We start from the raw sequence: 21,832 nt of genomic DNA, 5'->3' as shown, positions 1-21,832 counted from the left end.
CTCAGGTTCCGAACTGGTCGCGCATTTGCGGCAGGCCCGCCGCGATGAGACCCTGCAGCACATCGCCCACCACGATCACCGAGGGGCTCGCGAGCCCGGCTTGGGCGATGCCCGACTGCAGGCACGCCAGCGTGGTCGCGATGTGGCGTTGCTGCGGCAGGCTCGCATGCTGGATCACCGCCACCGGCGTGTCGCCCGGCAGGCCTTGCAGCAGTTCGCTCTGGATGTGTCCGGCACCCGCCACGCCCATGTAGATCACCAGCGTGAGCCGCGCGTTGTGCGCGGTGGCGGCCAGGGCGCGCCAGTCGGTCGGGTCGTCGACGGCCGCAGCGCCGGTGCGGGCATGACCGGTGACGAACACGACACCCTGCGCATGGTCGCGATGCGTGAGTGGCACGCCGAGGCTGGTCATGGCGGCGAGGCCCGCGGTGATGCCGTTGACCACGGCGCATTCGATGCCCGCTTCCCGCAGGTGCTCCACCTCTTCGCCACCGCGGCCGAAGATGAACGGGTCGCCGCCCTTGAGCCGCACCACGCATTCGCCTTCGCGCACTGCCGTGATCATGAGTTTCTCGATGAAGGCCTGCGGCGTGCTCTTGCAGCCGCCGCGTTTGCCGACGTGCACGATGCGCGCCTCCGGTCGTGCGTAGGTCAGGATGGCCTCGTTCACCAGGTCGTCGACGAACAGCACCGTGGCCGCATGGATCGCCTTGACGGCTTTCAAGGTCAGCAGGTCCGGGTCGCCGGGGCCGGCACCGACCAGCGTGCAGGTGCCAGGGTTCGAAGTGAGGTTGCTCATAGCCGTGCCGCCAGTTGAACGATGTGTCGAACCTGTTGTGCGATCGCGCCCGGCACCGGCAGCTCGCCGGCCAGCACGCGCCGTGTGTAGGTCGCCGTGGTGTCGATGTCGGTTTCCTTCGGCAGGCCTTCGACGTCATTGTGCGTGCCGGCCTCCTGCGCCTGCAAGGGGATGCGCTCGCCGCGGATGAAACCGTCGATCTGCGCGGTGCGGCGCGGGTCGGACACCACTTCGCCTTCGAGTCCGCGCGAGAGCAGAGCGCTCATGCCCATCAGCGCGAAGGTCGCCGCCATCGACTGCGCGTACTCTGGATGCGTGTAGCTCGCGACCACGATCGACGGGCCGGCCGTGGGTTGCATGAGCTTGACCACGCTGTGCGCCGGGTTGCGCAGCCCGACCACGCGGCGCACGTCGAGGAGGCGCTTCAGGCCCGTGCTGAGCAGTTCGGTCGGTGCAAACGCGACCGTGCCGCTGACGACGGTGTCGACGGCGGTCAGCGCGGGCATTCCGAGCGCTGCGAGCACGCCCGACGCGAGTACGCGCGACGATTCGGTTGCCGCGCCGTGCACCAGCACCGGCAATCCTTCGCGCGCAATCAGCAGCGCGAGCAGCGGCGTGAGCACGGGGAGCTTGCGTGCGCCGTTGTAGCTGGGCAGCACGATGAGCGGTTGCGCGCCGGCTGGAAAGCGGTTCAGGCGTGCGTGGGTCGCGTCGAGAAATCCTGCCATCTCGTCCGGCGTCTCGCCCTTGATGCGCATCGCCAAGCAAAAGGCGCCGACTTCGAGGTCGGTCACGCTGCCGTCCAGCACCTGGCCGAAGAGGTCGGTGGCTTGTTCGCGCGTGAGCGGCTTCGCGCCGCGCGCGCCGCGGCCGATTTCCTTGATGTAGTGACTGATTCCCATGGGTATGCGGATTGTCCCGCAACCGTTATGCCGGAATCCGGCCTCGCTTATGCCGGCCATGAAGCCGGCCATGACCGTGCTCGCGGTGCGGTCTTGGCGGCCTCGGGTGCGGTCGCACGCACCATGCGCTGGAGCGCGCCCTGCAGTTCGGTGCAGGTTGATGAGACCTGCGTTCTTCGCGGTGCCCGCCGACTGGCGCATGCCGATGCAGTGGAGGCTGAGCGCTGCTCATGCCCAGGCGCCGAGGGCGGCGGTTTTCAAAACGGTGCGGCGGCTCAGCTTGAATGTCGTTTGCGTATCGGTCATGGGGGGGAACTCCGCTGAAAAAGGGCAAGTGCGGAAGACGAAAAAGGCGTCCTCACCGCACACGGGCTGCTCGTCGAAAAACGAGCCCATGCGGCGAAGGACGCCTTTGTCCAGTTCGGTGGGAGACACCCGCCATTGGGTGCCGCCTGCCTCAGACCTCCTCGGTCCGATGTCTTGACGGCCGCAAGCTGTGTGCCGGCAACATGCACACCCCCCATTGCCACGAAAAAGATAGCGAGACGGTAAGAGTTGGCGAGCACTTCGGCCGCATGCGGGCGAGAGACGAGCGAGAGCACGATTGTTGTGCGGTGCACCAAAGCGTCCGCGCTCGCGTTCAGCGCGGCGCATCCACGGCCAGGTAGTCGGCCATGGCGAGCACCGACTCGGCCACGTCGATGAGCCGGCGGTTCTGGTTCATCGCGGTCTGGCGCAGCATCTTGTGGGCTTCTTCTTCCGTCATGCGGCGGTGCGCCATCAACAGGCCCTTGGCGCGCTCGACCACCTTGCGTTCGTTGAGCGAGGCGCGCACGGTTTCAAGCTCTTCGCTCATCGCCTGCAGTCGGCGCGATTGCTGCTGGACCATCTCGAGCACCGAGCGCTCCAGGTGACGGCCGTAGGGCGCGTCGGGCGCGTCGCCGCTCACCGCCTCGTCGAAGAACAGATCGTCGGACGCAGCGACCGCGCCATCGGACTGCTGCTCCAGCGTGTCGAGGATCTGCTGGTACTTCAGCAACTCGTCACGCGCCTGCCCGGTCTTTCGGCCGCAGCCCGCGCGCAGTTCGGCCGCCAGATGCTCCTCGACCGTCTTCATCGCATCGATGCGGCGGGTGCAGCAATCGAACCAGGGCTGGCTGAGCGCCGGGTCGAGCGTCTGGCCGACCGGCAAGGCGCCGATGCGGCGCAACCGTTCCAGCTCGGCCAGGGTCGCGTCCGATTGGTTGTGCTGCCAGAGCGCGAGCAGCGGCGGCGTCGAGAAATCGGTGAACACCTGGAAGCAGCGCTCCTGCGATTCGATGAGGTGCAGCCACTGATGGCGGCTCGCGTCGTCGGTGCGGCCCAGCGAGAACGCCGCCGCACCGAAAGCCCGCTCCTGCCCGGCGAATTCCTTTCCTTGCATGAAGTTGAACATCGCGACCAGCAGGCGCGAGATCTCGGGATCGGTGGCGCCGTCGGCCGCTTCGAACACCACGGCCAGCAGGCCGGCGATGAGTTTCACCACGGCGGCCGTGGCCTGCGCGGGCGAGAGTTCGAGGGCGCCGACGCGGCGGCGCAGCTCGGGCAGTGCATCGAGCCCCGGGAGCACCCAGGCGATGCGGCTGAAAAGCCGCGCGCTGCTGCCGGCGCGGCGGGAATCCGTGGCGAGCTCGTCGAAACCGGCGCGGACTTCCTGTTCGACCTGTCGGGTCGCGGTGATCTGTTGACCGCGCTGGTCGGCAAAGCGCAGGCCGCGCGACGCGATGAACACGTTCGACAGCCCGCGTTCACGCTGGAGCGCGTGCACCAGGCGGCCGATCACGCCAACGAGGTCGCTGGTGCGGGCGAGTTGTTCCAGTTCCTCGATTTCGCAGCGGCGGGCGGCCACGAGGAAGCTCAATCCGGATTTCATGAAAAGACATGCAGCAACATTCATGCCTCAAAACGGGGTTTTGGGGCGCCGCCTACACTCGGCCCATGCTCTTGTTGGGAATCGAATCATCGTGTGACGAGACCGGCGTGGCGCTGGTCGAGTCGCATGACCAGACGCTGCCGGTGTTGCTGTCGCACGCGCTGCACAGCCAGATCAGCATGCACCAGGCCTACGGCGGCGTGGTGCCCGAGCTGGCCAGCCGCGATCACATCCGCCGCGTACTGCCGCTGACCGAAAGCGTCATGGCGGACGCCGGCCGTTCGCTGAAGGACATCGATGTGGTGGCCTACACACAAGGGCCCGGGCTGGCGGGCGCGTTGCTCGTGGGCGCCGGTGTCGCGTGCGCGCTGGGGGCGTCGCTCGGCAAGCCGGTGCTCGGCGTGCACCATCTCGAAGGGCATCTGCTGTCGCCGTTCCTGAGCATCGACCCGCCCGAATTCCCTTTTGTCGCCTTGCTGGTCTCGGGCGGTCACACCCAGCTGATGCGCGTCGACGGCGTCGGCCGCTACGAACTGCTCGGCGAGACCATCGACGACGCGGCCGGCGAAGCCTTCGACAAGAGCGCCAAGCTGATGGGCTTGCCGTACCCCGGCGGCCCGTGGCTCGCGAAACTGGCGGAGGCGGGCGACGCGACCGCGTTCAAGCTGCCGCGCCCGTTGCTGCACAGCGGCGATCTGGATTTTTCGTTCGCCGGGCTGAAGACGGCGGTGCTGACGCAAGCCAAAAAGCTCGGCCCCGAACTGCAGGCGCGCAAGGCCGACCTGGCAGCGTCGACGCAGGCCGCGATCGTCGAAGTGCTGCTGAAGAAATCGATGAAGGCCTTGGAGCAGACCGGGCTCGACCGCCTGGTCGTGGCCGGCGGCGTGGGTGCCAACCAATCGCTGCGGGAGCAACTGAACGCGGCTTGTGCCCGGCGTGGGGTTCGGGTTCACTACCCCGAGCTGCATCTGTGCACCGACAACGGCGCCATGATCGCGATGGCCGCGGCGATGCGCCTGCAGTCGGGGCTGTCGCAAGCGACGGCGCGCTATGCGTTTGACGTCAAGCCGCGCTGGCCCATGACGGCCCTGGCCGTGTCCTAGCCAGCGGCAGCACGTCGAGCACCTTGCGCCAGAGCCGCGACCATTGCGGCCAGTCGTGGCCACCCTCGGTGGTGAACACCCGCCCGTCGGGCAACGCATCGGCCAGCAGGCGATGGTTCGCTGCGAAGCGATCGGCAAGGCCGAATCCCAGGTAAAGCGGTGGCAGCTTTTTCGTGGCGGGCGGCGCCGCATATTGCTGCAGCCAGGGCCACAGCTGGCGGTCGAGTTCTTCGTCGGGCGGCGGACCCTCCGGCGCCCGCCAGGCGCGCAGCCCACCGGCCTTGTGAATGGCCGCGCCGAGCGGCCGCCGTCCCAGGTAGGGCGCGAGCGCGACGATGCCGTCCACCGCACCGGGTCGCGCCAATTCGTGGATCAGCGCTCCGAAACCCCCGATGGAAATGCCGACCAGCCAGATCTGCCGGTAGCCCGCCGCACGCTGCGGCACGATCACGTCGGCGCTCAGCCGCTCGACGAAGGTCTGGTCGTGAAAGTACGACACGTTGGCATCGACCAGCAGCATGTCGGCCGCCAGGTGGCGCTCACGCACTGCGCTCACGAAGCCTTCGCGCTCGAACGCTTCGGGCGGCAGGAACGCACCCGGCAAGAACACGAGGAGGGTGTCGGCGCGGGTGTGGCCATCGGCCCGTTGGAGGTGCGTTCGCATCGCCCCGATTGTGCGGTTCGGAAACGAAAAAACCGGCGACGGTCGGTCGCCGGCTTCCGGGTGCGCACGCTCAGTTGATCGGCAACTGCGTGACGTTGCTGACCGGCAGCAGCTTGCCGAGCTTCAGGGTCAGCACGCCGTTCTCGAGCCTGGCTTCGCTCACGCTGGTGTCGATGGCCAGCGGAAACTCATACGCCGCCCGCACCGCGCGCTTGGCGTCGGCCTTGCTCTCGATGCGGACCACGGCACCTTCGATGCCGATGGTGAGGTCTTCACGCGACAGGCCGGGCACGTCGAGCGAGAGCATCCAGCTCGTCTCGTCCTGCGCGACATCGAAGGTGCGGCGGGCGCCGGTGAAGGCTTCGTTGACGAAGCGCTCGAAGCTGCGATCGTAGGAACGCGGGCGAGGCGGGCGGTGCGGGTGGCGGGTGCGAAAAACATGGTGATTCCTTGAAGCAATGAACTCAACGGGGACAAGAAACGTGTGTCCCGTACACTGCGCGGCCCCTCCATTCATGCGTGCCGCTTGCCACCTCATCTAGGCACGCCGGTACCCGTTTCAAGAGAATGAATTCCACCTTTATTTGGCGTCGCCGGGCCTTGAAATTCGGTGCGCTGGCGCTAGGCGCGCCAGTGCTGTTGACGGCGCGCGCGCAGGCCCCGGCACCCATCCGCATCGCTCTGATCGAAAGTTTGAGCGGCCCTTTCGCCAATACCGGCGAGGCTGTCTTTCGCAATTTGCTGTGGGCCGTGGAACGCGTGAACGCGCGTGGCGGCATCAAGTTGCCGGCGGGGCGCGGCCGCTGCAGCTCGATCGCTACGACAGCAAGGGCCAGAACGAAGAGGCGCTGTCGGCGTTGCGTTCGGCCATCGACAACGGTGCGCGCGTCGTCATGCAGGGCAACTCGTCGGCGACCGCGGCCGCGCTGCTCGACGCGGTCGACAAGAACAATGAGCGCGACCCGTCGCGCCGCGTGCTGTTCCTCAACTACTCGGCGGTCGATCCGGTGCTGACCAACGAGCGCTGCAGCTTCTGGCACTTCCGTTTCGACGCCCATGCCGACATGCGCGTGGCCGCGCTCATGGACGTGGTGAAGGACGATCGCGACGTGAAGCGCGTCTACCTGATCGGGCAGGACTACAGCTTCGGCCAGGCGGTGTTGCGCGAAAGCCGCCGGCAGCTCGGCGTGCAGCGTCCCGATGTGCAGATCGTCGGCGACGAACTCCATCCGCTGGGCCGCGTGAAAGACTTCGCGCCCTATGCAGTGAAGATCCAGTCGAGCGGCGCGCAGGCGGTGATCACCGGCAATTGGGGCAACGACCTGACGCTGCTCGTGAAGGCCGCACGCGAGGTCGGCTTCGAAGGCAAGTTCTACACGTTCTACGGCAACGCACTCGGCGCGCCGGCTGCCATCGGCGAGGCCGGCATCGGCAAGGTGATCGCGGTGGCCGACTGGTTGCCGAACGTGCAGACGCCGGAGTCGGCCACGTTCTATCGCGCGTTTCGCCAACGCTTTCCCAACCCGTCGGACGATTACGTGCACATGCGCATGCAGCTCATGGTCGAGGCCCTCGCGCAAGCGATCGAACAGGCCGGCAGCGTGGAGGCGCAGCCCGTGGCGCTCCAGCTCGAAAAGGTGCGGGTCAGCCTGAGCGGCCGCACCGGCCAGATGCGCGCCGCGGACCATCAGTTCCAGCAGCCGCTCGTCGTCGGCGTGATGGACCGGCAGGGCGCGCCCGGCGTGCCCTTCGACGTCGAGGGGTCGGGCTTCGGGTTTCGCGTGATCAAGAACGTCGAAGCCTCCCGCGCAGAATTGCCGACGACTTGCAAAATGCAGCGTCCCTGAACACGAGAACCACCATGCGCAGCGCCATCCAGAACCTCGAAGCCTCCAAGATCCGTGAAGTGGCCAACGCCGGCCTCGGCCGCAGCGACGTGCTGGCCTTCTGGTTCGGCGAGAGCGACGAGGTCACGCCCGAAGTCATCCGAGAGGCCGCCATCGATTCGTTGAATCGGGGCGAGACCTTCTACGCCCACAACCTCGGATTGCCCGAACTGCGCGAAGCGATCGCCGTCTACACGAGCCGGCTGCATCCGCGCGTCGACGCCGGGCGGATCGCGGTCACGTCGGGCGGCGTGAACGCGTTGATGCTGGCGGTGCAGGCGCTGGTCGACGCGGGCGACGAAGTGGTCGCCATCACGCCCGTCTGGCCCAACCTGACGGCCCAGCCGGCCATCATGGGCGCCACCGTGCGCTGCCTGCCACTGGTGCCGGTGCGAGGCGAGTGGACGCTCGACATGGCGGCGCTCCGACGCGCCGTGACCGACAAGACGAAGCTCCTGATCGTCAACGCGCCGAACAACCCGACCGGCTGGACGCTGACCGGCGACGAGCAGCGCGCCATCCTCGACCACTGCCGCGCGACTGGCACCTGGATCCTGGCCGACGAGGTGTACGAGCGGCTGTACTTCGAGCCGTCGCCGAACGGCTGCGCGCCGAGCTTCCTGGACATCGCCGCGCCGGACGACCGGCTGGTGGTGGCGCACAGCTTTTCCAAAAGCTTCCTCATGACGGGCTGGCGCCTGGGCTGGCTGGTGCTGCCGCCCGCGCTGATGGACGACCTGGGCAAGCTGATCGAGTTCAACACCTCGTGCGCCAGCGTGTTCACCCAGCGCGCCGGGATCGCCGCGCTGAAGAACACCGACGACATCACGCCGCGCGTGGTGGCCCACCTGAAGCACTGCCGCGACACGCTGCTGCCGCTGCTGGCCCGGGTGCCCGGTGTGCAGGTGGTGCCCGCCAAGGGCGGCATGTATGCCTTTTTCCGCCTCGAAGGCTTCGACGATTCGCTCGACGTGGCCAAGCGCCTGGTGACCGAGGCCGGCCTCGGCCTCGCCCCGGGCAACGCCTTCGCGCCCGAAGCGCAAGGCTGGCTGCGCTGGTGCTTCGCCTCCAAAGACCCGCAGCGGCTGGTTGAGGGCGTGGAGCGCCTGAAGCGCTGGCTGGCCGCTCAAAGGTAAGCGGGCCGCAGGCCCCGCTTTTGTGGGTGGGGTGCCGCGGAACCGGCTTCGCCGGGCCGCTGGCGCCGCCCCCGGTAGGGGGTTGGAGAAGCGACACGAAGTGCGCGCAGCCTGGGGGCGGGCTATAATCCCGGGTTCATTGCCGCAAGGCGCACGGTGTATGCAGTTCCAGCGCACACCGCAAGTCAAACAAACCGGAACAGGAAATCAAACATGATCGCATCGTCCATCAAGGCTGAAGTCGTCAAAGACAACGCCCGCGCCGCCAACGACACCGGCAGTCCTGAAGTGCAGGTCGCACTGCTGACCGCCCGCATCAACGAGTTGATGCCTCACTTCAAGACGCACGCCAAGGACCATCACGGTCGTCGTGGTCTGCTGCGCATGGTGAGCCGCCGCCGCAAGTTGCTCGACTACCTGAAGTCCAGGGATGTCCAGCGTTACGCCGCGCTGATCGCCAAGTTGGGCCTGCGCAAGTAATTCGAATCGCATGCAAAAACGCCTGAGTTAGTCCGCTAGCTCAGGCGTTTTTTACTTCGGAGCCGCAAAACAGAGCGACGCTGTGTCATTCCAAGGAATCCCCGGGCGGGTTTCGCTGGAATGGCATCGTGTTCTGAAAAAGCGCTCCAACGCCCGCGGGGTCTGGGTACCTCGCTATCAAAACAGGAGCAAAAATGAGCCTCTTCAACAAAGTCACCAAGTCCTTCCAGTGGGGCGACAAGACCGTCGTCATGGAAACCGGTGAGATCGCCCGCCAGGCTGGCGGCGCCGTCACCGTCGAGATCGACGGCACCGTGATCCTGGCCACCGTGGTCGCTTCCAAGACCGCCAAGCCGGGCCAGGACTTCTTTCCGCTGACCGTCGACTACATCGAGAAGACCTACGCCGCCGGCAAGATCCCCGGCAGCTTCTTCAAGCGCGAAGCCAAGCCCAGCGAACACGAAACCCTGACCAGCCGCTTGATCGACCGCCCGATCCGCCCGCTGTTCCCTGAAGGCTTCCTGAACGAAGTGCATGTGGTGATCCACACGCTGTCGCTCAACCCCGAGGTCGATGCCGACATCGCCGCCATGATCGGCGTGTCCGCCGCGCTGTCGGTCTCCGGCATCCCGTTCAGCGGCCCGATCGGCGCCGCCCGCGTGGGCTACGTCAACGGCCAGTACGTGCTGAACCCGGGCCAGACGGCGCGCAAGGATTCGCAGATGGACCTGATCGTCGCCGGCACCGAAGCGGCCGTGCTGATGGTCGAGTCCGAAGCCCAGCAACTGAGCGAAGAAATCATGCTCGGCGGCGTGGTGTTCGGCCATGAGCAGGCCGCCATCGCGATCAACGCGATCCACGAACTCGTGCGCGACGCCGGCAAGCCGGTGTGGGATTGGCAGCCTGCCGCCAAGGACGAAGCCTTCATCGCCAAGGTCAAGGGCCTGGCCGAAGAAAAGCTGCGCGCCGTGTACCAGATCCGCAGCAAGCAAGCGCGCACGCAAGCCCTGCGTGAAGCCAACGCCAGTGTGATGGCGGCGCTCAAAGACGCCGGCGAGCCGTTCGACGCCGGCAAGGTCAACGACCTGCTGTTCGAGATCGAAGCCAAGATCGTCCGCAGCCAGATCCTCGAAGGCGAACCCCGCATCGACGGCCGCGACACGCGCACCGTGCGCCCGATCGAGATCCGCAATTCCGTGCTGCCACGCACCCACGGTTCGGCGCTGTTCACCCGCGGCGAAACACAGGCGCTGGTGATCACCACGCTCGGTACCGAACGCGACGCACAGCGCATCGACGCACTGGCCGGCGAGTACGAAGACCGCTTCCTGTTCCACTACAACATGCCTCCGTTCGCCACCGGCGAAGTGGGCCGCATGGGCTCGACCAAGCGCCGCGAAATCGGCCACGGCCGTCTGGCCAAGCGCGCGCTCGTCGCCGTGCTGCCGAGCAAGGAAGAATTCCCGTACACGGTGCGTGTCGTGTCCGAAATCACCGAGTCGAACGGCTCGTCGTCGATGGCTTCGGTCTGCGGCGGTTGCCTGTCGATGATGGATGCCGGCGTGCCGATGAAGGCGCACGTCGCCGGTATTGCCATGGGCCTGATCAAGGAAGGCAACCGCTTCGCGGTGCTGACCGACATCCTGGGCGACGAAGATCACCTGGGCGACATGGACTTCAAGGTGGCCGGCACGACCGCCGGCATCACCGCGCTGCAGATGGACATCAAGATCCAAGGCATCACGAAGGAAATCATGCAGGTCGCCCTGGCTCAGGCCAAGGAAGCGCGCATGCACATCCTGGGCAAGATGCAGGAAGCCATGGGCGAGGCCAAGACCGAAGTGTCGAACTTCGCGCCCCGCATGACCACGCTGAAGATCAACCCCGAGAAGATTCGCGACGTGATCGGCAAGGGCGGCGCGGTCATTCGCGGGCTGCAGGAAGAAACCGGCACGACGATCAACATCGACGAAGACGGCACCATCACGATCGCATCGGTCGACCCGGAAAAGGCCGAACTCGCCAAGAAGCGCATCGAGCAGATCACGGCGGAAGTCGAAATCGGCAAGGTGTACGAAGGCCCGGTCACGAAGATCCTGGACTTCGGCGCACTGATCAACCTGCTGCCCGGCAAGGACGGTCTGCTGCACATCAGCCAGATCGCGCACGAGCGTGTCGAGCGCGTGCAGGACTACCTGAGCGAAGGCCAGATCGTGAAGGTCAAGGTCCTCGAGACGGACGAAAAGGGCCGCGTCAAGCTGTCGATGAAGGCCCTGACCGAGCGTCCGGCCGGCATGGAATTCCAGGAACGTGCACCGCGCGAAGACCGCGGCGACCGTCCGCCGCGCAGCGACCGTGGCCCGCGTGAAGACCGTGGCGACCGCGCACCGCGTGGCGACCGTCCGCCGCGCTTCGAAGGCGAACGCAACGATGCACCGCGCAACGACGCACCGCGCAACGACTCGCCGGCACCTGCCGCAGAGCACGCTCCGCGCGAATCGCAGGAGTAAGTCGACCGGATGCGGCGGCCTCGTCTCGACGAAGCCGCCGCTATCTTTTTTGATAGCAGTCTGCGCCTGTCTTGCAGGCGCTGCAGCCCCGAAAAGACCATGAAAGCCATTGAAATCTCTTCGTTCGGCGCCCCTGAGGTGCTGCGCGTGACGGAGCGTCCGCAGCCGGTGGCCGGCGTGGGTGAACTGTTGATTCGCGTGGCGGCCAGCGGCGTGAACCGGCCCGACGTGCTGCAACGCATGGGCCACTACCCGGTGCCGCCGGGCGCCTCCGACTTGCCGGGCCTCGAAGTGGCCGGCGAGATCGTGGCGGGCGATGCCGAGGCCATGGCCGCGGCAGGGTTCGCCATCGGCAACCTCGTGTGCGCCCTGGTGGCAGGCGGCGGTTACGCCGAATATTGCGTCGCCCCGGTCGCGCAGTGCCTGCCCGCGCCGCGTGGCTGGAGCACGCTGGAAGCGGCTTCGCTGCCGGAGACGTTCTTCACTGTGTGGAGCAACGTGTTCGAACGCGGTCGCCTGCAAAAAGGCGAGACGCTGTTGATCCAGGGCGGATCGAGCGGCATCGGCGTGACGGCGCTCCAGCTGGCCAAGGCGCTCGGCGCCACGGTGATCGTGACGGCCGGCTCGGACGAGAAGTGCGACGCCTGCCTGAAGCTGGGCGCCGATCACGCGATCAACTACAAGAAGGCCGACTTCGTGGCCGAGGTCAAGCGTTTGACCGACGGCAAGGGCGTCGACGTGCTGCTCGACATGGTCGCCGGCGACTATGTGGCGCGCGAGATCGATTGCATGGCCGAGGACGGCCGCATCGTGATCATCGCGGTGCAGGGCGGCGTCAAGGCGGAGTTCAACGCGGGCGTGCTGTTGCGCCGTCGCCTCACGGTGACGGGGTCGACATTGCGGCCGCGGCCGATCGCGTTCAAGGGCGCGATCGCGAAGGCGTTGCGCGAAAAGGTGTGGCCGCTGCTGGAAGCCGGGGCGATCCAGCCGGTGATCCACAGCACGTTCGCCGCCATCGGCGAGCCGAGTGGTGCGGCGCAGGCGCACACCCTCATGGAGTCCAACGAGCACATCGGCAAGATCGTGCTGACGTGGTGAGTGCGATGACGATGACAAAGAAGAAGCTGATCGCCGGTAATTGGAAGATGAACGGCAGCCTGGCGGCGAACGAGGCGCTCGTGAAGGCCTTGTTGCAGGGCGCCGGTGCGCCGGCGTGCGATGTTGCGCTGTGCGTGCCCGCGCCGTATCTGGCGCAGGTGCAGTCGTTGGTGGCCAGCTCGTCGCTGGCCCTCGGCGCACAGGATGTGTCGGCCCATCCGCAGGGCGCTTTCACCGGGGAGCAGTCGGCGGTCATGCTGAAGGATTTCGGTGTGCGCTATGCCATCGTCGGCCATTCGGAGCGTCGTCAGTACCACGGTGAAACCGACGAAGGCGTGGCCGCCAAAGCCGCCGCTGTATTGGCCAACGGCATCATGCCAATCGTGTGCGTGGGCGAAACGCTGGCGCAGCGCGACGCAGGGCAGACCGAAGAGGTCGTGAAGCGCCAACTGGCGGCGATCATCCATGTCAACGGCCACTGCATCAGTGAGATCGTCGTGGCTTACGAACCGATCTGGGCGATCGGTACCGGCAAGACCGCCACGCCCGCGCAGGCGCAGGCGGTGCATGCATTGTTGCGTGCGCAGCTGCACCACGCGGCAAGCGAACACGCCGCGGGCATCCGGATCCTCTACGGCGGCAGCATGAACGCGGCGAATGCTGCCGAGTTGCTGGGCCAGCCCGACATCGACGGCGGCCTCATCGGCGGCGCGTCGCTCAAAGCCGCAGACTTTCTGCAAATCATTGCCGCAGCCGCCTGAACACAGGCGCGGGCTGCTATCAAATCAGGAGTAAGAAGAATGAATGTGATCCTCAACCTATTGGTCGCCGTGCAGATGCTCTCGGCGCTCGCGATGATCGGGCTGATCCTCGTGCAGCATGGCAAGGGTGCCGACATGGGTGCAGCCTTCGGAAGCGGCAGTGCAGGCAGCCTGTTCGGCGCCAGCGGAAGTGCCAACTTCTTGTCGCGCACGACGGCCGTGCTGGCTGCCGTTTTCTTCGTGTGCACCTTGGCCCTGGCGTACTTCAGCCACTCGCGGCCGAACAGCGGCGGTGGCGGCAGTCTGCTCGAGCGCGCCGCCGTGGGCGTTCCCGCGCCCGCCGCATCGGGTGCTTCCGGTGCCCAGATTCCTGCAGGCAGCGCACCGGCTTCGGCACCTGCTGCACCGGCTTCGGGTCCCGCGCAGATCCCGACCAAGTAATCTCGTTGTTTTCAGTGCATCGGCCTGTGAGAAAAGGCTGCATTTCAGGGTAAACTCTTAAGCTGTCTGGAAAGCTAAAACCCTCACGGGTTCCTCATGCCATCTGGACAGAAAAACCGCGGTCGTGGTGAAATTGGTAGACACGCTATCTTGAGGGGGTAGTGGCGAAAGCTGTGCGAGTTCGAGTCTCGCCGACCGCACCAAATATCACCGGCAGGAACAGTTCCTGCCGGTGGCAAGCGGTATACCCTGATGAACCTCGATTCCTACCTGCCCGTCCTGTTGTTCATCCTGGTCGGCGTCGGTGTCGGCATCGCTCCACAGGTTCTTGGCTACATCCTCGGTCCCAACCGGCCGGATGCGGCAAAAAATTCTCCTTACGAATGCGGCTTCGAGGCGTTTGAAAACGCCCGCATGAAGTTCGATGTGCGCTACTACCTGGTCGCCATCCTTTTCATTCTTTTCGACCTCGAAATTGCTTTTCTGTTTCCCTGGGCCGTGGCGCTGAAAGAAGTCGGCGCGACAGGTTTCTGGGCGGTCGTGATCTTCCTGGCGATCCTTGTCGTGGGCTTTGTCTACGAGTGGAAAAAAGGCGCACTTGACTGGGAATAGCCGGGTTCCGGCAACAAGGTACACCCATGGCCATTGAAGGCGTTTTCAAAGAAGGCTTTGCCACGACGTCGTACGACGCCGTCGTGAACTGGGCCAAGACCGGCTCGCTCTGGCCGATGACGTTCGGCCTGGCGTGCTGCGCCGTCGAAATGATGCACGCCGCTGCGGCGCGCTACGACATCGGCCGCTTCGGCGCAGAGGTGTTCCGCGCGAGCCCGCGCCAGTCCGATCTGATGATCGTGGCCGGCACGTTGTGCAACAAGATGGCACCGGCGCTGCGCAAGGTGTATGACCAGATGGCCGAGCCGCGCTGGGTGCTGTCGATGGGCTCGTGTGCCAATGGCGGCGGCTACTACCACTACAGCTATTCGGTGGTTCGCGGTTGCGACCGCATCGTGCCGGTCGACGTGTACGTGCCGGGTTGCCCGCCGACCGCCGAAGCGCTGATCTACGGAATCATCCAGCTGCAGCAGAAGGTGCGCCGCACGAACACCATCGCTCGCGCCTGAACGGACATCCATGACAGCCTTTGCGATCGCGCCCGAAGCTCTTCGGGACACCCTTTCTTCAGTCCTCGGCGACAAGGTCGTCAGCATCACCGTCGCGCTGGGCGAGGTGACCCTGGTGCTGAAGGCCGCCGACTATCTCGAAGCCATGCAGACCCTGCGCGACGCGCCCGGTTGCAAGTTCGAGCAGCTCATCGATCTGTGCGGCGTCGACTACTCGGCGTGGCGCGACACCGAATGGGACGGCCTGCGCTACTGCGCGGTTTCCCATCTGCTGTCCGTCAGCCTGAACCAGCGCGTGCGGGTGAAGGTGTTTTGCCCGGACGACGATTTTCCCGTGCTTCCTTCGGTGATGCATGTCTGGAACGCCGCCAACTGGTTCGAACGCGAAGCCTTCGACCTTTACGGCATCGTGTTCGACGGGCACGAAGACCTGCGTCGGATCCTGACCGACTACGGTTTTATCGGCCACCCTTTCCGCAAGGACTTTCCGCTGTCCGGGCACGTCGAAATGCGTTACGACGAAGAGCTCAAGCGCGTGGTCTACCAGCCGGTGTCGATCGAGCCGCGCGAGGTCACGCCGCGCATCATCCGCGAAGAAAACTACGGCGGCTTGCACTGATATGGCCGAAATCAAGAACTACACCCTGAACTTCGGGCCTCAGCATCCGGCCGCGCACGGCGTCCTGCGCCTGGTGCTCGAGCTCGATGGTGAAGTCGTCCAGCGCGCCGATCCGCACATCGGCCTGCTGCACCGCGCCACCGAAAAGCTGGCCGAAGGCAAGACCTTTATCCAGTCGCTCCCGTACATGGACCGTCTCGACTACGTGTCGATGATGTGCAACGAGCACGCGTACTGTCTGGCCATCGAAAAGCTGCTCGGCCTCGAAGTGCCGATTCGTGCGCAGTACATCCGCGTGATGTTCTCGGAAATTACCCGGCTGCTCAATCACCTGATGTGGCTGGGCTCGCACGGCAACGATTGCGGCAGTTCGACCATCCTGATCTATGCGTTCCGTGAACGCGAAGATCTGTTCGACATGTACGAAGCGGTGTCGGGCGCGCGCATGCACGCGGCTTACTTCCGGCCCGGCGGCGTGTACCGCGATCTGCCGGACACCATGCCGCAGTACAAGGTCAGCAAAATCAAGAACGCCAAGGCGCTCGCTCGGATGAACGAGAACCGCCAGGGTTCGATGCTCGACTTCATCGATGACTTCACGCAACGCTTCGTGAAGCACATGGAGGAGTACCACACACTGCTCACCGACAACCGGATCTGGAAGCAGCGCACCGTCGGCATCGGCGTCATGACCCCCGAGCGCGCGTTGAACCTCGGCCTCACGGGCCCGATGCTCCGCGGCTCCGGCATCGCCTGGGACCTGCGCAAGAAGCAGCCCTACGACGTGTACGACCGCATGGATTTCGACATCCCCGTGGGCAAGACCGGTGACTGCTACGACCGCTATCTGGTTCGCATGGAAGAGATGGCGCAGTCCAACCGCATCATCAAGCAGTGCGTCGACTGGTTGCGCGTGAACCCTGGCCCGGTCATCACCGACAACCACAAGGTGGCGGCGCCCGAGCGTGAATCCATGAAGTCCAACATGGAAGAGCTGATCCACCACTTCAAGCTCTTCACCGAAGGCTTCCACGTGCCCGAGGGCGAAGCGTATGCCGCCGTGGAACATCCCAAGGGCGAGTTCGGCATCTACCTGGTGAGCGACGGTGCGAACAAGCCCTACCGCCTCAAGATCCGCGCGCCCGGTTTCGCGCATCTGGCCGCCCTCGACGAAATGACGCGCGGCCACATGATTGCCGACACGGTTGCCGTGATCGGTACCCTGGACATCGTGTTCGGAGAGATTGACCGATGAGCAACGACAATGGCGCCGTGCACGCGTCTGGAATTTCCGAGGCCGCGTTTGAGCGTTTCGCGCGTGAAGTCGCCAAATACCCTGCAGACCAGGCCCAATCTGCGGTGATGGCCTGCTTGGCGATCGTGCAGCAGGAATCCGGCTATGTGAGCCTCGACCACGAAAAGGTCATCGCCGACTATCTCGGCATGCCGCAGATCGCGGTGCACGAGGTCACGACCTTCTACAACATGTACAACCAGCATCCGCTGGGCAAGTTCAAGCTCAACGTGTGCACCAACCTTCCATGCCAGCTGCGCGATGGCGCCCGGGCGCTCGCGCATCTTGAGAAGAAGTTGGGAATCCACATGGGCGATACCACGTCCGACGGCCTGTTCACGCTGCAGCAAAGCGAATGTCTCGGCGCCTGCGCCGACTCGCCGGTGATGCTGGTGAACGACCGCACGATGTGCAGTTTCATGACCAACGAAAAGCTCGACCAACTGATCGACGGTTTGCGCAGCGCATCCGCCGGGGAGGCTTCCTGATGTCGCCGGATCAAGTCCTCGCCCAGTTTCAGGCCACGGGTGTCCAGACCTGTTTTCACGATCGGCACATCGGTGCGCAGATCTACGCCGGTCTCGATGGCACCAACTGGCGGCTGGCCGACTACGAAGCGCGCGGCGGCTACAAGGCCTTGCGGAAAATCCTGAGTGAAGGCTTGACCCCTGACCAGGTGATTGCCGAAGTCAAGGCCTCGGGTTTGCGTGGCCGCGGCGGCGCTGGTTTTCCGACCGGGCTCAAGTGGAGCTTCATGCCGCGTCAGTTCCCGGGCCAGAAGTACCTGGTCTGCAATTCGGACGAAGGCGAACCGGGCACTTGCAAGGACCGCGACATCCTGCAGTTCAACCCGCACATCGTGATCGAAGGCATGGCCATCGCCGCGTATGCGATGGGCATCAGCGTGGGCTACAACTACATCCATGGCGAGATCTTCGCGAGCTATGACCGTTTCGAGGAAGCGCTGGAAGAAGCGCGCGCCGCCGGTTATCTCGGCGACAAGATCATGGACAGCGACTACAACTTCCAGTTGCACGCCGCGCACGGCTTCGGCGCCTACATCTGCGGCGAAGAAACCGCACTGCTCGAATCGCTCGAAGGCAAGAAGGGTCAGCCGCGCTTCAAGCCACCGTTCCCGGCCAGCTTCGGCCTGTACGGCAAGCCGACGACGATCAACAATACCGAAACCTTCGCCGCGGTGCCCTGGATCATCATCAACGGCGGTCCGGCCTATCTCGAATGCGGCAAGCCGAACAACGGCGGCACCAAAATCTATTCGGTCAGCGGCGACGTCGAGTGGCCTGGCAACTATGAAGTGCCGATGGGCACGCCGTTCTCCAAGCTGCTCGAGATCGCCGGTGGCGTGCGCAAGGGCCGCACGCTCAAGGCGGTCATCCCTGGCGGCTCGTCATCACCGGTGCTGCCCGCATCCATCATGATGGAATGCACGATGGACTACGACTCCATCGCCAAGGCCGGCTCGATGCTCGGCTCGGGCGCGGTGATCGTGATGGACGACAGCCGCTCGATGGTGGAGTCGCTGCGGCGCTTGTCCTATTTCTACATGCACGAATCCTGCGGTCAGTGCACACCCTGCCGTGAAGGCACGGGCTGGTTGTGGCGCGTGGTCGACCGCATCCACAACGGCCTGGGTCGCCAGACCGACATGGACCTGCTCAATTCGGTCGCCGACAACATCCAGGGTCGCACGATCTGCGCGCTGGGCGATGCCGCTGCGATGCCGGTGCGCGCCATGATCAAGCATTTCCGTCACGAGTTCGAGGCGCTGATTCCGGGCTATGTCGTCCCCACAGTGGCCAAGGCCTGAGATCCCGGTAAACACATATGGTTGAACTCGAAATCGACGGCAAGAAGGTGGAGATCACCGAAGGCAGCATGGTGATGCATGCGGCCGACAAGGCTGGCACGTACATCCCGCACTTCTGCTATCACAAGAAGCTGAGCATCGCGGCGAACTGCCGCATGTGCCTGGTCGACATCGAAAAAGCGCCCAAGCCGATGCCAGCCTGCGCCACGCCGGTGACGCAGGGCATGATCGTTCGTACCAAAAGCGAAAAGGCCATCAAGGCCCAGCAGTCGGTGATGGAGTTCCTGCTCATCAACCACCCGCTGGACTGCCCGATCTGCGACCAGGGCGGCGAATGCCAGTTGCAGGACATCGCCGTCGGCTACGGCGGCTCTGCGTCGCGCTACGAAGAAGAAAAACGCGTCGTCTTCCACAAGGACGTCGGTCCGCTCGTCAGCATGGAAGAGATGACCCGCTGCATCCACTGCACGCGTTGCGTCCGCTTCGGCCAGGAGGTCGCGGGCGTGATGGAGCTGGGCATGATCCATCGCGGCGAGCATTCCGAAATCACGACCGTGCTCGGTGAGACCATCGACTCGGAGCTGTCGGGCAACATGATCGACATCTGTCCGGTCGGTGCCTTGACCAGCAAGCCGTTCCGCTACAGCGCCCGCACCTGGGAGCTGTCGCGTCGCAAGTCGGTGAGCCCGCACGATTCGACCGGTGCGAACCTGATCGTCCAGGTCAAGAACAACAAGGTCATGCGCGTCGTCCCGCTTGAGAACGAGGACGTGAACGAATGCTGGATCGCCGACCGCGATCGTTTCTCGTACGAAGCGCTCAACAGCGACGAGCGCCTGACCCAGCCGATGCTCAAGCAGGGCGGTCAGTGGCAGGCGGTGGATTGGCAGACGGCACTCGAATACGTCGCGAACGGCCTGCGCCAGATCAAGACCGACCATGGCGCATCGGCCATCGGCGCACTCGTCAGCCCGCACAGCACCGTCGAAGAGCTGGCGTTGGCTGGCGCACTGGTGCGCGGTCTCGGCAGCGAGAACATCGATTACCGTCTTCGCAATGCAGACTTCGCACGTGCCGGGGGCATTCACTGGCTCGGCACATCGATTGCGTCGCTATCGCAGTTGCAGCGCGTGCTGGTGGTCGGCTCCAATCTGCGCAAGGACCATCCGCTCTTCGCGCAGCGCATCCGCCAGGCCGCGCGCCGTGGCGCGAAGGTGAGCGTCATCGCATCGACGACGGAACTGGCCAGCCGCGACGCGTGGGCCATGACGCTCGCCGGCATGCAGACCGTGGCGGCAGATCAGTGGGTCCAGTCCCTCGCCGATCTGGCCACGGCCATCGGCGCCGAAAAGGGTGCGACTTCGCCCGTCGCCGGTGAAGCCAACGATGCTGCGAAGGCGCTGGCGTCGTCGTTGCTCGGCGGCGAGCGCAAGGCAATCCTGCTCGGCAACGCCGCAGCGCACCATGCGCAGGCGTCGCAACTGCTGGCACTCGCGCAATGGATCGGCGAGCAGACCGGCGCCAGCGTCGGTTACCTGACCGAAGCGGCCAACACGGTCGGCGCGCAGTGGGCGGGTGCGTTGCCCGGTGTCAATGGGCTCAACGCCGCACAGATGTTGTCGGGCGGTGTGAAGGCTTTGCTGCTGCTCAACAACGAACCCGAATTTGACTCGGCAGCCGGTGCTGCGGCGCCCGCAGGCCTCGAACACGCCCAGATGGTCGTGACGCTCAGCCCGTTCAAAGCCAATCTCGCGTTCAGCGACGTTCTGCTGCCGATCGCGCCGTTTTCGGAAACGCCCGGCACCTTCGTGAATGCCGAAGGCCGCGTGCAAGGCTTTCATGCGGTGGTGAAGCCACTGGGCGAAGCGCGCCCGGCCTGGAAAGTGTTGCGCGTGCTGGCCAACCTGCTTGGTCTGCAAGGTTTCGATTTCGAGTCTTCGCAAGATGTCCTGTCTCATGTGCGCAAGGGCGAGGCGACCGGAACGCACATGCCGACGGCTTTGCTTGGCAACGCGGCACCCGCGGGCGTCGATTTCGCGGCAGGGTCCGCAAAAGAGGCGATCCCTGCGGTCGCGAGCATTTACCAGCTCGACGGCCTGGTGCGGCGCGCCACGTCGTTGCAACTGACGGCCGATGGCCGTGGCAGCCGCCACGCCGTCTTCGGCGTCAAGCCGGGTGCCGGGGTAATCGCATGATCGATTCCATCTACGGCTTCGGCCGCGGCCTCATCGCCGCCAACTGGTGGACGGTGGGCGGCTGGCCGGTCCTCTGGACGCTGATCAAGATCATCTGCGTGCTGCTGCCGCTGATGGGGGCGGTGGCCTATGCCACGCTCTGGGAGCGCAAGCTCCTCGGCTGGATCCAGGTGCGTCACGGCCCGAATCGGGTGGGGCCGCTGGGTCTCTTGCAACCGATCGCCGATGCGGTCAAGTTGCTCACCAAGGAAATGATCAACCCGTCGGCTGCGAGTCCCGGGCTGTTCCGGCTCGGGCCGATCATGGCAATCATGCCGGCGCTCGCCGCGTGGGTCGCCATTCCGTTCGGCCCCGAAGCCGTGCTCGCCAACGTCAATGCCGGCCTGCTGCTCATCATGGCGATCACCTCGATCGAGGTGTACGGTGTGATCATCGCGGGCTGGGCGTCGAACTCGAAGTACGCGTTTCTGGGTGCGCTGCGCGCGTCGGCCCAGATGGTGAGTTACGAAATCGCGATGGGCTTCTGCCTGGTGGTGGTGATCATGGTCACCGGCAGCCTGAACCTCGGCGACGTGGTCGCGGTGCAGGGCAAGGGAACGTTCGCCAACATGGGCCTCGGCTTCCTGTCCTGGAACTGGTTGCCGTTGCTGCCGATCTTCGTGGTCTACGTGATTTCCGGCGTGGCCGAAACCAACCGCCATCCGTTCGACGTGGTCGAAGGCGAAGCCGAGATCGTGGCCGGCCACATGGTCGAGTACTCGGGCATGGGCTTCGCGATCTTCTTCCTGGCCGAATACGCCAGCATGTGGCTCGTGTCGATCCTCGCGGCACTGATGTTCCTCGGCGGCTGGCTGTCGCCCGTCGGCTTCCTCGATTTCATTCCAGGGTGGATCTGGCTCGGGCTCAAGACCTTCCTCGTGCTCTCGCTCTTCATCTGGATCCGTGGCACGTTCCCGCGCTTCCGTTACGACCAGATCATGCGTCTGGGCTGGAAGATCTTCATTCCGGTCACCCTCGTGTGGCTGCTGGTGGTCGGGGGCTGGATGCAGACGCCCTGGAACATCTGGAAATAAGCGGAGAAAA

The 21,832-nt window shown here is 65.1% G+C and carries 21 protein-coding genes, 1 tRNA gene and 1 pseudogene; 17 read left to right on the top strand and 6 right to left on the bottom strand.

The genetic code is table 11. From position 1 onward, the window contains the following. Window position 1: 1 nt before the first annotated feature. The 4 genes from cobA to AX767_RS02515 form a co-directional block, all read right to left on the bottom strand. Window positions 2-799, bottom strand: a complete 798-nt coding sequence (gene cobA, locus AX767_RS02525; protein ID WP_068628358.1) for a uroporphyrinogen-III C-methyltransferase — start codon at window positions 797-799, stop codon at window positions 2-4. Next, window positions 796-1,701: a DNA-binding protein YbiB gene (ybiB, locus tag AX767_RS02520; RefSeq protein ID WP_068628356.1), complete on the bottom strand. Its 906-nt coding sequence runs from the start codon at window positions 1,699-1,701 to the stop codon at window positions 796-798. The genes cobA and ybiB overlap by 4 nt, the downstream gene beginning before the upstream one ends. A gap of 228 nt (window positions 1,702-1,929) precedes the next feature. After that, a complete protein-coding gene (locus AX767_RS21230; protein WP_156480938.1) occupies window positions 1,930-2,136 on the bottom strand; it encodes a hypothetical protein in 207 nt (68 codons plus the stop codon). A gap of 205 nt (window positions 2,137-2,341) precedes the next feature. Continuing rightward, window positions 2,342-3,613, bottom strand: coding sequence for a nitrate regulatory protein (locus AX767_RS02515; RefSeq protein ID WP_068628355.1), 1,272 nt, complete (start codon window positions 3,611-3,613; stop codon window positions 2,342-2,344). A gap of 65 nt (window positions 3,614-3,678) precedes the next feature. Between AX767_RS02515 and tsaD the strand changes: the two genes are divergently transcribed. Continuing rightward, on the top strand, window positions 3,679-4,716 hold the full coding sequence (gene tsaD, locus AX767_RS02510; RefSeq protein ID WP_068628353.1) for a tRNA (adenosine(37)-N6)-threonylcarbamoyltransferase complex transferase subunit TsaD: 1,038 nt from the start codon (window positions 3,679-3,681) through the stop codon (window positions 4,714-4,716). Here tsaD and AX767_RS02505 read toward each other — a convergent pair. Together AX767_RS02505 and AX767_RS21765 are read right to left on the bottom strand one after the other, a co-directional pair. After that, the gene (locus AX767_RS02505) at window positions 4,676-5,380 is read right to left on the bottom strand and encodes an alpha/beta hydrolase (protein ID WP_068628351.1); all 705 of its coding nucleotides are present in this window, start codon (window positions 5,378-5,380) and stop codon (window positions 4,676-4,678) included. The two genes, tsaD and AX767_RS02505, sit on opposite strands and share 41 nt — an antisense overlap. Before the next feature lie 70 nt (window positions 5,381-5,450). Beyond that, a complete protein-coding gene (locus AX767_RS21765) occupies window positions 5,451-5,687 on the bottom strand; it encodes an Hsp20 family protein (RefSeq protein WP_237288527.1) in 237 nt (78 codons plus the stop codon). A 260-nt stretch (window positions 5,688-5,947) separates the two neighbouring features. Here AX767_RS21765 and AX767_RS02495 point away from each other — a divergent pair. The 16 genes and pseudogenes from AX767_RS02495 to nuoH all read left to right on the top strand — a co-directional run bounded on the left by AX767_RS02495 (window position 5,948) and on the right by nuoH (window position 21,822). Further along, window positions 5,948-7,227, top strand: a pseudogene (locus AX767_RS02495) (branched-chain amino acid ABC transporter substrate-binding protein). Between the two features lie 14 nt (window positions 7,228-7,241). After that, window positions 7,242-8,402 carry a pyridoxal phosphate-dependent aminotransferase gene (locus AX767_RS02490; protein WP_068628349.1) on the top strand — a complete coding sequence of 387 codons (1,161 nt, stop codon included), beginning with the start codon at window positions 7,242-7,244 and terminating at the stop codon, window positions 8,400-8,402. Between the two features lie 213 nt (window positions 8,403-8,615). Further along, window positions 8,616-8,882, top strand: coding sequence for a 30S ribosomal protein S15 (rpsO, locus tag AX767_RS02485; RefSeq protein ID WP_068628347.1), 267 nt, complete (start codon window positions 8,616-8,618; stop codon window positions 8,880-8,882). Window positions 8,883-9,076: 194 nt separating this feature from the next. Continuing rightward, on the top strand, window positions 9,077-11,392 hold the full coding sequence (gene pnp, locus AX767_RS02480; RefSeq protein ID WP_068628346.1) for a polyribonucleotide nucleotidyltransferase: 2,316 nt from the start codon (window positions 9,077-9,079) through the stop codon (window positions 11,390-11,392). Between the two features lie 99 nt (window positions 11,393-11,491). Further along, a complete protein-coding gene (locus tag AX767_RS02475) occupies window positions 11,492-12,490 on the top strand; it encodes an NAD(P)H-quinone oxidoreductase (protein ID WP_068628344.1) in 999 nt (332 codons plus the stop codon). 5 nt (window positions 12,491-12,495) lie between these two features. Continuing rightward, entirely contained in the window at window positions 12,496-13,251 is a 756-nt protein-coding gene (tpiA, locus tag AX767_RS02470) for a triose-phosphate isomerase (protein ID WP_068628342.1), read from the top strand. Between the two features lie 39 nt (window positions 13,252-13,290). Then, window positions 13,291-13,692: a preprotein translocase subunit SecG gene (gene secG, locus AX767_RS02465; RefSeq protein WP_068628341.1), complete on the top strand. Its 402-nt coding sequence runs from the start codon at window positions 13,291-13,293 to the stop codon at window positions 13,690-13,692. 118 nt (window positions 13,693-13,810) lie between these two features. Beyond that, window positions 13,811-13,895, top strand: a tRNA-Leu gene (locus tag AX767_RS02460). Window positions 13,896-13,944: 49 nt separating this feature from the next. Continuing rightward, entirely contained in the window at window positions 13,945-14,304 is a 360-nt protein-coding gene (locus AX767_RS02455; RefSeq protein ID WP_068628338.1) for an NADH-quinone oxidoreductase subunit A, read from the top strand. A gap of 26 nt (window positions 14,305-14,330) precedes the next feature. Then, window positions 14,331-14,813 carry a NuoB/complex I 20 kDa subunit family protein gene (locus tag AX767_RS02450; RefSeq protein WP_068628336.1) on the top strand — a complete coding sequence of 161 codons (483 nt, stop codon included), beginning with the start codon at window positions 14,331-14,333 and terminating at the stop codon, window positions 14,811-14,813. Between the two features lie 10 nt (window positions 14,814-14,823). Beyond that, window positions 14,824-15,432, top strand: coding sequence for an NADH-quinone oxidoreductase subunit C (locus tag AX767_RS02445; protein ID WP_068628334.1), 609 nt, complete (start codon window positions 14,824-14,826; stop codon window positions 15,430-15,432). 1 nt (window position 15,433) lies between these two features. Then, window positions 15,434-16,687, top strand: coding sequence for an NADH-quinone oxidoreductase subunit D (locus AX767_RS02440; RefSeq protein WP_068628332.1), 1,254 nt, complete (start codon window positions 15,434-15,436; stop codon window positions 16,685-16,687). Further along, window positions 16,684-17,214, top strand: coding sequence for an NADH-quinone oxidoreductase subunit NuoE (gene nuoE, locus AX767_RS02435; protein WP_068628330.1), 531 nt, complete (start codon window positions 16,684-16,686; stop codon window positions 17,212-17,214). The genes AX767_RS02440 and nuoE overlap by 4 nt, the downstream gene beginning before the upstream one ends. After that, window positions 17,214-18,554 (top strand): NADH-quinone oxidoreductase subunit NuoF, encoded by a 1,341-nt coding sequence (gene nuoF / locus AX767_RS02430; RefSeq protein WP_068628328.1) that lies wholly within the window; start codon window positions 17,214-17,216, stop codon window positions 18,552-18,554. The genes nuoE and nuoF overlap by 1 nt, the downstream gene beginning before the upstream one ends. Window positions 18,555-18,571: 17 nt before the next feature. Next, a complete protein-coding gene (nuoG, locus tag AX767_RS02425) occupies window positions 18,572-20,749 on the top strand; it encodes an NADH-quinone oxidoreductase subunit NuoG (RefSeq protein ID WP_068628325.1) in 2,178 nt (725 codons plus the stop codon). Then, complete coding sequence (gene nuoH / locus AX767_RS02420) at window positions 20,746-21,822, top strand: NADH-quinone oxidoreductase subunit NuoH (protein WP_068628323.1); 1,077 nt, start codon at window positions 20,746-20,748, stop codon at window positions 21,820-21,822. The genes nuoG and nuoH overlap by 4 nt, the downstream gene beginning before the upstream one ends. Window positions 21,823-21,832 lie beyond the last annotated feature (10 nt).

Source organism: Variovorax sp. PAMC 28711, from assembly GCF_001577265.1.
GTDB lineage: Bacteria > Pseudomonadota > Gammaproteobacteria > Burkholderiales > Burkholderiaceae_C > Variovorax.
The sequence above is the reverse complement of the archived record's forward strand: the minus strand, read 5'-3'. Positions and strand labels throughout refer to the sequence as shown.